The sequence below is a fragment of the Bradyrhizobium sp. DOA9 genome, assembly GCF_000617845.2.
Lineage (GTDB): Bacteria > Pseudomonadota > Alphaproteobacteria > Rhizobiales > Xanthobacteraceae > Bradyrhizobium.
On record NZ_DF820425.1, the window covers coordinates 6,262,676 to 6,275,284 of the forward strand.

The 12,609-nt window shown below is 65.2% G+C and carries 8 protein-coding genes; 5 read left to right on the plus strand and 3 right to left on the minus strand.

Annotated features, from left to right (window positions below):
• Position 1 precedes the first annotated feature (1 nt).
• From BDOA9_RS29520 to BDOA9_RS29540, 5 genes are all read left to right on the plus strand, one after another.
• The gene (locus BDOA9_RS29520) at positions 2-1,180 is read left to right on the plus strand and encodes a CgeB family protein (RefSeq protein WP_025037549.1); all 1,179 of its coding nucleotides are present in this window, start codon (positions 2-4) and stop codon (positions 1,178-1,180) included.
• A 126-nt stretch (positions 1,181-1,306) separates the two neighbouring features.
• The gene (locus tag BDOA9_RS29525) at positions 1,307-1,753 is read left to right on the plus strand and encodes a hypothetical protein (protein ID WP_025037550.1); all 447 of its coding nucleotides are present in this window, start codon (positions 1,307-1,309) and stop codon (positions 1,751-1,753) included.
• Positions 1,750-2,871: a DegT/DnrJ/EryC1/StrS family aminotransferase gene (locus tag BDOA9_RS29530; protein ID WP_025037551.1), complete on the plus strand. Its 1,122-nt coding sequence runs from the start codon at positions 1,750-1,752 to the stop codon at positions 2,869-2,871. The genes BDOA9_RS29525 and BDOA9_RS29530 overlap by 4 nt, the downstream gene beginning before the upstream one ends.
• A complete protein-coding gene (locus BDOA9_RS29535; RefSeq protein WP_025037552.1) occupies positions 2,868-3,635 on the plus strand; it encodes a class I SAM-dependent DNA methyltransferase in 768 nt (255 codons plus the stop codon). Before BDOA9_RS29530 ends, BDOA9_RS29535 begins: the two co-directional genes overlap by 4 nt.
• The gene (locus BDOA9_RS29540; protein ID WP_025037553.1) at positions 3,632-4,840 is read left to right on the plus strand and encodes a glycosyltransferase family 4 protein; all 1,209 of its coding nucleotides are present in this window, start codon (positions 3,632-3,634) and stop codon (positions 4,838-4,840) included. Before BDOA9_RS29535 ends, BDOA9_RS29540 begins: the two co-directional genes overlap by 4 nt.
• A 10-nt stretch (positions 4,841-4,850) precedes the next feature.
• On the opposite strand, the gene BDOA9_RS29545 is transcribed toward BDOA9_RS29540, so the two are convergent.
• From BDOA9_RS29545 to BDOA9_RS29570, 3 genes are all read right to left on the minus strand, one after another.
• A complete protein-coding gene (locus tag BDOA9_RS29545) occupies positions 4,851-6,428 on the minus strand; it encodes a hypothetical protein (protein WP_025037554.1) in 1,578 nt (525 codons plus the stop codon).
• A 43-nt stretch (positions 6,429-6,471) separates the two neighbouring features.
• A complete protein-coding gene (locus BDOA9_RS29550) occupies positions 6,472-7,152 on the minus strand; it encodes a hypothetical protein (protein ID WP_025037555.1) in 681 nt (226 codons plus the stop codon).
• Positions 7,153-9,138: 1,986 nt separating this feature from the next.
• Positions 9,139-12,486 carry a M10 family metallopeptidase C-terminal domain-containing protein gene (locus BDOA9_RS29570; RefSeq protein ID WP_025037559.1) on the minus strand — a complete coding sequence of 1,116 codons (3,348 nt, stop codon included), beginning with the start codon at positions 12,484-12,486 and terminating at the stop codon, positions 9,139-9,141.
• Positions 12,487-12,609: the final 123 nt, after the last annotated feature.

The following is a 12,609-nucleotide window of genomic DNA, read 5'->3' on the forward strand; positions in this document are numbered from 1 at the left end:
CGTGCGCATCCTGATCCTCAACGCCGACTATCCACGCTTCCTCTCCTGGCTCTACCGGCGGCGGCCCGGCCTCGAGACCGAAACCTACGCGGCGCAAATGGCGGCACGGAACGCCAGCCTGTTCGGCGTCGCCGACTTCTACTCGCGCAATTTCGCCGGACTTGGCCACGTCGCCGCCGACGTCCACGTCAACAATCCGTGGATGCGGACAGCCTGGGCACGCGAGCATGGACTTGCCGTCAGCGAACCGCCGCCGCCCGGAGCACCGGCGGCGCGCGATGCCGTGCCCGGCTGGCTGCAACGTGCAGTCGCGCCGTTCAAGCCGATGCTGCGGCCGCTCGCTCGCAAGATCGGCCTCAGCCCGCGCCTCGACGCCGAAGCGGAAAAGATCCTGCTGGCGCAGGTCGAGGACTTCAAGCCCGATCTCGTGCTCAACCAGGATCTGTTTCACGTCGACACACGCCTCGCGCGCCGGATCAAAGGGATCGGCCGCCCGACCCTGGTCGGCCAAGTCGGCATCTCGCCCTCACGCGGCGAGGACTGGTCGGTCTACGACCTCATGATCTCGCAGATGGCTGCGGTGGTGGACTTCTTCCGCGCCCACGGAGCGCGTAGCGAAGTGGTCCATCTCGCCTTCGAGCCTGATATCCTCGACGTCCTGCCTCCGCCGCCCGCGCAGGAATTCGACGTCACTTTCGTCGGAGCTGTATCGGCGGATCACCAGCTGCGCGTGGCGCAGCTCGAGGCGGTGGCGCGGCGCTACGATCTCAAACTGTTCGGCAGCGGCCTGCATTCCCTCCCCGCCTCCTCGCCGCTGCATCGCTGCTATCAGGGCGAGGTGTGGGGGGTGGAGATGTATCAGGCGCTCCGCTCCTCGCGCATCACCCTCAACTCGCACATCGACATGGCTGGCCGCGAGGCCGGCAATGCGCGTCTGTTCGAAGCAACCGGCGTCGGTGCATTCCTGCTCACCGACTTCAAGGACAATCTCCACACACTGTTTGCCCCGGAGCGTGAGGTCGTCGCGTGGCGCAACGTCGAGGACTGCATCGCTATGATCGACCGGTATCTCGCTGATGACGCGGCGCGCCGTTCCATTGCGAAGGCGGGACAAGCGAGGACGTTTGCCGCGCATAGTTTCCGCCGGCGTGCCGAGGAGATCCTCGCTCATCTCGGCTGAATTGCCGCCGCCGGGCGCAGCAATCGTGACCTTCCGCGCACCCTTGACGGTCCCGGCCAAAATGGCCAAAGTGTTCAGCGGGACCGCTATCTCACTCAAATTGCAGCGATTTTTTCGAGGCCCACGATGCAACACGTCGAACATGTTCGATTCGGCGACCAGCTCTACGCGATCATCGTGCGAGCCTCGTTTCGCGAGCCCGGCATCCACTTCTTTTCGACGCCCGAGCTGTCGCAGCAGCTCGCCTTCATGAGCCATCCGCAAGGCAAGACCATCGAGCCCCATCGCCACAACAAGGTGACGCGGGAGGTGCACTACACCCAGGAGGTCCTCCTGATCCAGAAGGGCAAGCTCCAGGTCGACTTCTACACGGTCGAGGAAGAATATCTCGAAAGCCGCGTGCTCGTTGCCGGCGACATCATCCTGTTGTGCAGCGGCGCCCACGGGTTCCATGTGCTGGAGCCGCTCGAGATGTTCGAGGTGAAGCAAGGGCCCTATTCCGGCGAGAACGACAAGACCCGCTTTCCAGAGGCTGCCCGGTCCGAAATCCGGATCAAGGGTCCGGGCCTGTGACTGCCCCCTTCATACCCGTCAACACGCCGCTGCTCGACGGCAACGAGGCCGACTACGTCGCCGAATGTATCCGGACCGGGTGGATCTCGTCGGAGGGTCCGTTCATCAAGCGCTTCGAGCAGGCGATGGCCGCGGCCGCCGGACGGCGGCACGGCATCGCCGTCACCAACGGCTCGGTCGGGCTCGACATCGCGGTCCACGCGCTCGGGCTCGAGACTGGATCCGAGGTCATCATCCCGACCTTCACGATCATCAGTTGCGCCGCCGCGCTGGTGCGGGCAGGCCTCGTGCCGGTCGGGGTCGATTGCGATCCCGCGACCTGGAACATGACGGCGGCGGGCGTGGAAGCTGCGGTCACGCCGCGCACGCGCGCGATCATGCTGGTCCACATCTACGGCTTGCCGGTCGATCTCGATCCGATCCTGGCACTCGCCCGCAAGCACGATCTGAAGGTGATCGAGGATGCCGCCGAGATGCACGGCCAGACCTATCGCGGCGCGCCCTGCGGCAGCTTCGGCGACGTATCGACCTTCAGCTTCTACCCCAACAAGCACGTCACGACCGGCGAAGGCGGCATGATCCTCACCGACGACGACGCGCTCGCCGCCCGGCTGCAATCCTATCGCAATCTCTGCTTCCAGCCGCAGCAGCGCTTCGTCCACGAGGAGCTCGGCTGGAACGCGCGCATGACCAACCTGCAGGCCGCGCTCGGCGTCGCCCAGGTCGAGCGCCTGCCGCGCACGGTCGAGATCAAGCGCCGGATCGGCCGGCTCTACGACGAACATCTCGCGGGGCTCAACCGCATCCGCCGCCCGCTTCCCCGCACCTCCTATGCCGACAACATCTACTGGGTCTACGGTGTCGTGCTGAACGAGGACGTTCCGTTCGACGCCAAGGAGGCGATGCGGCGCCTCGGCGAGAGGGGCATCGGGACGCGGCCGTTCTTCTGGTGCATGCACGAGCAGCCGGTGCTGCGCCGGATGGGCCTGATGCTGAACGAAAGCCATCCGAATGCGGAATACATCGCCCGGCGCGGCTTTTACCTGCCGAGTGGGCTTGCCCTGACCGACGGCGAGATCGCGCGTTCGGCCGAGGCGCTCGAGGAGATCCTGGCGTGACGGTATTCGCCGACTACGCGCCCTGGTATGATCTTCTTTATCAGGACAAGGACTACACCGAGGAGACGGCGTTCGTCGAAGCGCGGCTGCGCGACCATGGCGTCTCCTCAGGCAAGCTGCTCGATCTCGGCTGCGGCACCGGCCTGCATGCGCTCGCCTTCGCCCGCGGAGGGTGGGACGTCGCCGGCGTCGATCTCAGCCACGAGATGATCGCGCGCGCAAAAGCACGCGCCGATCAGGCCGGACTGTCGATTCCGTTCCGGCAGGGCGATGCCCGCAAGGCAGGTCCCGAGCGCGACTTCGACGCGGTGGTGTCGCTGTTCCATGTCGCGAGCTATCAGACCAGCCCCGATGCGCTGACGGCCATGTTCCGCACCGCCCATGCGGCGCTGAAGCCGGGCGGCGTATTCCTCTTCGACTATTGGTACGGAAGTGCCGTGCTGGCGCAGGGCGTCGAGACGCGCGTCAAGGTGATCGAGCAGAAGCCGCTGCGGCTCACCCGCATTGCACAGTCCGATCACGACGAGCAGGCCGCCACCGTCACCGTGAACTACACGCTGTTCTGCGAAGACATGGACCGCGCCACGATCCGGCGCGTCGACGAAGCGCACCACATGCGCTACTGGTTTCCATTCGAAATCGACGCCGCGCTCGCCGCGAGCGGCTTCCAGCCCGCAGCCCACGCCGCATGGCTGACACAGGTGCCGCCGAACTCGAAGAGCTGGGCGGCCTATGCCATCGCCAGAAAGAGCGTCACGCCGTGAGACCATTGCGCCTCGCCGTGATGCTGGAACAAGCGCTCGAAGTCGGCGGCGGCTTCCAGCAGCCGCTCAACGACCTGCTCTGGCTGCGCGACTGGGCGGCCGGTTCGGGCAACGAGATCGTGGTGTACTCGCCCTACCCGAAGACGCTGGACATCCTGAAGGAGTTCGGTGTCGCGGCCCGCCTCCTCAAGTTCGGCCCGCTCGACCACATCTTCCTGTTCCTCAAATATTGCCGGCCGTTCGATCTCGTCCAGATCGCACTGAAGCTGAAATCGACGTTCGAGCGCACGCTGATCCGCGACGGAATCGACGTCGTGCACTTCACCTCGACCTCGAAGCGGCACCTGTTGCTCTACGAGCTGCCCTTCATCATCACGATCTTCGACGGCTGTCATCGCGATGCGCCGGAGTTTCCGGAGGTCAGGACATTCGGAGAATTCGAGCGCCGCGAGATCCTGTTCGGCCTTGCCAGCACCAAGGCGGCAATCGTGATCGTCAATGCGCCGGAACTGGTCGACGATCTCAGCCGCCGCTATGCCATGGAGCGCGAGCGCGCGGTGTGCATCCCGTTCTCGCCCTCGACCTATGTCAGCCAGTCCGCGCCCGACGCCGCCAGCGATGCGGCGGTGCTGGCGAGATACCGGCTCGAGCCCGGCTATCTGTTCTATCCGGCGCAGTTCTGGCCGCACAAGAACCACATGACGCTGCTGGCCGCGCTCGCGATCCTGCGCGAGCGTGGGATCACGGAACGGCTGGTGCTGTGCGGATCGGATCGCGGCGGCCGCGACAAGATCGATGCCGCGATCCGCAGCTACGGCCTGTCGGACCGGATTTCCATCATCGGGTTCGTCGAGTCGAGCGAGCTCGGTGCGCTCTACCGCGGCGCCGCGGCGCTGGTGATGCCGAGCTATTTCGGCCCGACCAATCTTCCCCCGTTGGAAGCCTGGGCGGTCGGCACGCCGGTGATCTATCCCGAGGCCTTCAAGGCCCAGGCCGGCGACGCCGCGCTCCTGTTCGACTATGACGATCCGCACTCGCTTGCGGACGCCATCGTGGCTCTGAGCACCGACGGCACGCGCGAGCGGCTGCGCGCGGCCGGTCATTTCCGGCTGGCGCAGTTTGCGGCGGAAACCGAAGCCGGCCACCAGGAGTTCGCCCGCCACCTGGAACGGTTGAAGCACCGTCTGGCATTGACCGCGCGATGAGCTGCAACAGCTAAGCCGGAATCAGCGCCCGCAAGCGCTCGCGCAGAGCCTTGTTCAACAACGGGCTTGCGAGCGTGCCGACCGCGGCCAGCCACAGCGCGCATTCCACGAGGAAATGAAGAAGGCCGCTTCCGGGCACGAGCAGGATGATCGCCTGTCCGATCAGCCAGCCCGACGCCACGATGACGACGATCATGACGATCAGGAAGGCGACGTGCCGTCCCGGATGATGCAGGGTCTGGCGCATCACAATCAGCGCGAGCAGCCCGAACTGGACGAGAATGTCGCTGGCGACCACCGCGAGTGCGGCACCCAGCGGCCCCAGCCGCGGGATCAGGACGAAGGACAGCGCCAGGAAGACCACGAGCTGCAGACCCTTGGTTCGGATCAGGAGGTCGCCGCGATTGCTGTGGTTGGCAAAGGCCAACGCCAGCAGTGACGGCGCGACGACCGCCGAGCCGAGCAGCAGCGTCACCGTGAGCGGGGCGTCGTAGGGGATGCTGCCATGGGTCCACAACGCGAAGAAGTCGGGCCAGAACGGCAGCAGGCCCGCGACGATCACGCAGGCAAGCCCGGTCACGAACACCGAGCCGTGGGCGTAGAGCCGGCGCAGCCGGTCCTTGTCGCCGATCGCATGGTCGTGGCCGAGCTCGGCGGCGAGCGGCAGCGCCGCCTGAAGGCACAGGCCGCGCACCAGGCTCGCGATCACGCGGGTCAGTCCCCATTGCGCCACCGCGACGCGGTTCGTGACCAGCGCGGAGACGAGCAGCACCGGGACGTTGACGAGCGCCAGCTCGGTGATGTTGGCAACCGCGAAAGGCACTGCACGGCCGAGCTGCCCGACGCTCCAGCGCAGCGACGGCGGCACGAAGGACGGCTTGCCGCGACGGCGCAGGAACGGAAACAGCCGCGGCGCATCGAACGCGGTGAGCAGAAACGCGAACAGGAGCTGCGCCGACACGAAGGCGATCGCAACCGCGAGCAGGCTGCCGAACGAGGCGAGCGCCGCAAGCTGCGCGACCTGTCCGAGCAGCAGCGCGGCATTTTGCAGCCAGACCGTCCGGCCATAGCGGCCGCGCACGCGATAGAGGCCGGAGACGAGATTGGCGGGCAGCGTCAGAAGCATGCCCAGGATCATCACCAGCATCGCGGCATCGAAGGTCGGCGTCGCCTGGAAGCCGAGCACGGCCGACGGCCGCGCCAGGGCCACGGCCGCGCACAACAGCACACCGAGCACCGCGATGATGACGAAATAGATCCTCAGCAGGGCTGAATAGAAGTTCGCCGTGCGGCCGTCGCAATCGGCGCAGGCCTTGAACGCGAGAAACCGGTTGACCGCGCGAAGCTGCAATCCGGCGTCCGCGACGACGACGAGACTGCCTGCCGCATAGATCGCGAGCCAGGCCGCGAGTGTGTCCCCGGTCCAGACGTGCAGGAAGGCGGGGATGAGCAGTAGCTGCTGCGACAGCCCCAGCGCCATCTGGACCAGGTTCGCGGACCAGCCCTGCAAGAGGCGGCCGGCGCGACCGGCGCCGGGTCTGCTCGAACCGTCGGCCGGCGCCGGCACGTCAATTTGCTTGTCGGTCAAGCCGCGTCCTTCCCGTCAAGCGATTGGCCGGGCGCGCCAGCGCTCAGAGCCCATCCGACTCGCCGTTCTTCGGCGTCGAACGCGGCACGAACGGCGCGAACGACGGGTCGGCCGGGCCCGGCGCCGTCAGCTTGCCCCCGACATCCGCAGGCGAGTTCGCAGGAGCGGCTGCGTCCAGCCGCTGCAGCGCCAACACCTCGCTGCGTTCGCCCTGCTTGAACGTCACTTCGCGCGGCTGCACCGAAATCAGCGACCAGCCGCCGAGCGACTCGCCCTGCCGCAGCCGCACGACCTTCTGATCGGTGCGGTCGATCAGAATCGCGATGGCATCGCCCTCGCCGACGACGGCGCCGACCAGCAACAAGGGCGGCGGTGCCTCGACCGGCTTGGGTGGCGGCGCATAGACCTCTTCGGCCGGCGTTGCGGCAACCGCGCGCGGCGCCGGCCGGCGCAGGGCCGAGAAGATCGGGCGTTCCTGGGTCGCGGTCAGCGCCGAGATCGGCACCGACCACAACGGGTTGCCGCGCGGAACGGGCTTGCCGGGCGCCTGTTGCGCAGGGCGCGCGATCGGCCTGATCGTTCCGACATCGACACTTTCGGCGGGACTGCCTACGGCGTCGTCGGACAGGACATCCGTGCGTGAAGAGGTAGCCGCCGTGGTTCCCGCGGTGCCGAGCACCACGCACAAGACGGCCAATCCTGTCGGCCTGAGCCACCCGGACATCGATATTCCCCTGCGACCGCCGGCCGCGCCACGACGACGGCGAGGCGTCCGCGCCAAACTAGTTCCGATCCGGAGCGTCATCAACCCACGCCGTCTCACCGAACTTCGGCGGTTCCGGTCATTGTCGTATCTGCATGTTGCAATGTGCGAATATGTTGTCGGATCGCCACGATCTCCAAAAATGCTCAGCGGGACGCCCAGGAACCTGCGTAAATGGATACCCGTTCATTGCGGGCTGCTGCATCGCCATGAGATCATAGCAGGGATCCCACGCGCCCCGGTTGCATGCGAGCGATGATTTCTTTGGCTGATTTGAGAAGATTCAGATGGTTGGACCTCCGACGGCAGGTGGGCGGATCGGACACGGACTGCGATCCGTCGTGCGCCACTCCCTGGCGGCACTCCTCGCCACCACGGCGCTGGGCGTCGTCGCCGCTCACGGCGTAGACGCCACATGGGTCGGCGGCAGCAGCGATTGGACAGATCCCGCCAACTGGTCGTCCAATCCGAGCGTGCCCGACGGCACCGCAACCTTCACCAACACCGGAAGCACGGCGGTCGACAACAACAACGGCGTCGTCAGCGTCGGAACGGTCGCGTTCGCGAGCATCTCGCAGGCCTACTCGATCACGATCGGCAACCCGTTCATCATCAACGGAACGGGCATCGTCAACAACGATACCGTCAATACGCAGAATTTCCAGGTCACCTCCGGCAACAACCTCGTCTTCCAGAACAGCAGCACCGCGAGCGGCGGCGCCGGTGCCCTGACCATCACGAACGATGCCGGCGGCAACGTCAATTTCATCCAGGACAGCACGGCGGGCACGGCAAGCCTCGTCAACAACAGCTTCGTCACCTTCGAGGATTCCAGCTCTGCCGGCAGCGCGCAAATCACCAACAACCTCAACGGTCAGATCGATTTCTTCACCAGTGCCTCGGCCGGGACAGCCACGATCAACAACGCAGCCGGCGCGTCGTTGAATTTCTACAACACGACCACCGCGGCCACCGCGTCCATCATCAACGACGGAACGGTCAATTTCGACGGCTCCGCCACCGCGGGCAGTGCCACCATCACCACCAACAGCGGCGGCACCACGAATTTCGCGGGCACCAGCACCGGCGGCAGCGCGCGCTTGATCACCAATGCCGGCGGCACGGTCGACATCTCCGGCCTGACCAGCGGCGGCATGACGGCCGGATCGATCGAAGGTGCGGGCAATTACGTCCTCGGCGCCAACACGCTCACCACCGGCAGCCTCAACACCTCGACCCAGGTCGACGGCGTGATTTCCGGCGCTGGCGGCGGGCTGACCAAGGTCGGCACCGGCACGCTGACGCTGACCGGCACCAACACCTATAGCAGCGGGGCTGATGACCGCGCTCGGTGTCTCCGCCGCGGACGCAGCCGCCTACGCCGACCGGATTCTCGCCTGGCGCTCGTCGGCCGAGCCCGGACAGAACCTGGACATCGAGCTGATCGACGAACAGGAACGGCATCGTCGCCCATCGCCAGGCCCTGGTGCAGACCTCCGACCTGCTCGCTTCGAGGGCGGCTATCGCTTCGCAACGCCGCTGCTGGGCGTGTCCGCCTTGAAGCGGCCCTGCAGCTGGGCCTCGCGTTCGCGTGTGGTGGCCGGCCGCATCGAGGCATAGGCGGCCGCATCGTCGTTCGCAGGGAAGCGCGCGACACTGCCCGCCTTAGCAGACTTTTGGCACAAATGCCGCACAAAGGTTGTACGACGGAACGCAGGCCATCTAATGGTCGCGCCGGATCAGACAAGGTTCAATCGAATACCTCCTTTATGCAGAGAATTTTTCATAACTTGTCCGCGAAGGTTCGGCTGAGGACTGCACTGGCGACGACAGCCGAGAGGGCCGATCGCCCTGCCTCTTCGTTGGTAGCTTGGAGGTTATCGGCCGGCTATGACAACGAAATGATCAATCGCGCGGTCTCGGCCCGACCGCGCGAGATGGACGCCATCAGCTCAGCAGAAAGCCGTGTCCTTGCAGGTTGTGCAGAAAGTCGGCCACGATGTCGGTCACAGCCGTGTCGTGGCTTGCCACCTGTTGCGCCCACAACTCTGAGGCAGTCTGCGCATTGGCCGGTGCGGGCATGGCGTCCGGCTGCTCGTACGAGCTGGTCGGAGAAGTCCCGCCCTGAGCGAAATCGAACGCAAAGCCATCACCGGAGGTCTGGAGCCCAGCAGTCGCGGGCGGGGCTCCGCCGACGGCGCCGTCCCCATTGAGATCCTGGTGCAGTGTCGGTTCCAGCCCCTTCAGCGCGGCATCGTTCCCCAGCATCTCCGACGCCGAGCCGAGCGTGGCCAGGAAGTTGCCGTTACTGTCCGTGCTCCAGACCGAGTAATGAGCGTTTGCCGAATTTTTCCAGACCACGTCGTAGCCGCCGCCCGACACCTGCTCGGCAGCAATGACCGACCACGTGCCGTAGTCGACCGCCTTCACGACATTGCCGCCAAATTTCAGGCTGGGACCAGTACCGGTCGAGATGTCGGCCAGGTAATAATTGCCAGCCGACAGAACCGCCTTGGTCGAGCCGAACGACTCGATCGCGACGCCGTTGATGACGACCCCGGTCGTGCCGTCGCCGTTGAGATCCTGATGCAGCGTCGGCTCCAAAGCCTGCAGCGAGGCGTCCGTCCCCAGCACTTCAGGGGCCGCGGCGAGCGTCGTTTGGAAATTGCCGGTGCTGTCCGTGCTCCAGACCGAATAATGCGCGTTCGCCGAGTTCTTCCAGACCACGTCGTAACCACCACCCGACACCTGCTCTGCCGCAATGACCGACCACGTGCCGAAATTGGCCGCGACCACCGTCGCCCCGGCATATTTCAGGGTGGGTCCTAGGCCCGTCGAGATGTCGGTCAGGTAATAGTTCCCACCTGACAGGAGGGTCTTGGTCGAGCCAAACGTCTCGATCGTGACGCCGCTGACGACGGGGACCCCGGTCGTGCCATCGCCGTTGAGATCCTGATGCAGCGTCGGCTCGAGGGCCTGCAGCGACGCGTCGCTTCCGAGCACTTCAGGGGCTGCGGCGAGGGTGGTCAGGAAATTGCCGGTGCTGTCCGTGCTCCAGACCGAATAGTGCGCGTTTGCTGAATTCTTCCAGACCACGTCGTAGCCGCCGCCCGACACCTGCTCTGCGGCAATGACCGACCACGTGCCGAAATTGGCCGCGATCACCGTGGCTCCGGCATATTTCACCGTGGGGCCGGTGCTCGTCGAAATGTCGGCCAAGTAATAGTTGCCAGCCGACAGGACCGTCTTGGTCGAACCGAAGGACTCGATCGTGACGCCGCTGACGGCGGGAGCGACGGGGACACCGGTCGTGCCATCGCCGTTGAGATCCTGCTGCAGTGTCGGCTCCAAGGCCTGCAGCGACGCGTCGGTTCCGAGCACTTCAGGGGCTGCGGCGAGGGTGGTCAGGAAATTACCGCTGCTGTCCGTGCTCCAGACCGAATAGTGCGCATTCGCCGAATTCTTCCAGACCACGTCGTAGCCGCCGCCTGACACTCGCTCGGCGGCAATGACCGACCACGTGCCGAAATTGGCTGCGACCACCGCGGCGCCGGCGTATTTCAGGGTGGGTCCGAGACCCGTCGAGAAATCGACCAGGTAATAGGTGCCAGCCGCCAGGACCGTCTTGGTCGAACCAAAGCTCTCGATCGTGACGCCGCTGACGACGGGGACCCCGATCGTGCCGTCGCCGTTGAGATCCTGTTGGAGCGTCGGCTCCAGCGCCTGTAGCGATGGATCGCTTCCCAGCACCTCCGGGGCTGACGCGAGCGTGGTCAGGAAGTTGCCGTTGGCGTCTGTGCTCCAGACGGAATAGTGCGCGTTGGCCGAATTCTTCCAGACCACGTCGTAGCCGCCGCCCGACACCTGCTCGGCGCCAATCACCGACCACGTGCTGTAATTGGCTGCGTTCACGACGGAGCCACCAAACTTCAGGGTCGGCCCGCTGCCCGTCGATATGTTGTTCAGGTAGTAATTGCTGTTCGTCAGCACCACGCTGGTCGATCCGAACGCCTCGATCGCGCTCGGTACGAGGCTGGAGCTGGCGATCGTGCCATCCCCAAACTGGAAATATTCGACGCCTGTCACCGTATCGGTGCCGTCAGGCGATCCGCCGCGCAGGTCAACCAGGGTGAAGGTCTGCGTCGCCGCGTTGTAGGAAACCGTATAGCTGCTGCGGCTGCCCGCATACACCGCGGTGTCCGTGCCGGTGCCGCCGATGATGGTGTCGTTGCCCGCACCGCCGGTGATCTTGTCGTTGCCGCCGCCGCCGTTCAACGCGTTGGCGATGGCGTTGCCGATGATCGTGTCGTTGCCGGAGCCGCCGGTGGCGTTGTCGATGTAGGAGCGCGCGTCGCCGTTGTAGAGATAGGCGTTGTAGACGTTGCCCGATGCATAATGGCCGTCGCCGAGATAGGCCAGCTGCACGGAGGAGAACACCGACGAGGCACCGGGATTGAGGTTGATGCTCAGGTTCGTCGTGTAGTTCGACAGGTCGTAGGTATCGATGCCGCCGCCGTCCCAGACGGTCTCGTAGATGCGGTTGGCCGAGCCGCCGACCCCTCCGCCCGGTGCGAGCTGGCCGACGCCGTTGATGAACTGCTGCCCCGTGGTCGGATTCCAGGTGTAGACGGTGTTGCTGCTCTGGGTCGTGTAGTCCGCACCGTACATGGTCTGGAGCGCGAGGATATCGTTGGCCATGTAGGTCTGCGAATATCCGTACGCTTCGTTCGTATAGCCGCCCGTCGTCGAAGCGCCGACATAGCTGCGATAGCTCATGACGGTGTATTCGCTGCTGTCATGCGCGCTCGGCACCGCCACGTTGCCGGGGCCACCGGCCTCCTGGCTGTGCTTGAGGCCGAGGGCATGGCCGAGCTCGTGCAGTGCCGTGGTGAAGTAGTAATTGCCGAGCTTGGCCAGCGAGAAATTGTATTGGTTGCCGAACCAGATGTCGCCGCCGGACGCATAATTGCCGGGATAGTAGGCGTAGGCGGTCGGATTGGCCGCAGGCGACTGCGCGATCATGAGGTCGGCGCCGTTCGTGCCCGCATATTGGATGTTGGCGTTGGTATAGCCGAGGATCAATCCGATGGCGTAGTTGATCGCCGTCTGGATCTGCGTGGGTACCGAGGCAAAGCCCGACGTGGTCGGCTCGCTGCTGCCGCCGTAATAGGGATTGGAATAGTCGCTCGGCGCGTCGGGAAAACTGTAGGTGATGGTGCCGGACCATTTGACGCCCGACAGCAGACCATCGATCTCGGCGTTGTTGGTGGCACTGACATTGACGGCTGTAGCCAATTCACTCTCCAGAGCAACGCGTCGCGTGATTCGCCGCGGGGGCACATGATTCTAGCTAGAGAGTTAAACGTTTGGTTTAAATGGGGCAGCGGCGTTCGCGCTGCTCCCAGAAGGCCGTGTTAG

Bases quoted from the DNA above. Each gene is read 5' to 3' on its own strand.
- BDOA9_RS29525 (WP_025037550.1), top strand. From the start codon at position 1,307: ATGCAACACGTCGAACATGTTCGATTCGGCGACCAGCTCTACGCGATC.
- BDOA9_RS29550 (WP_025037555.1), bottom strand. From the start codon at position 7,152: ATGTCCGGGTGGCTCAGGCCGACAGGATTGGCCGTCTTGTGCGTGGTG.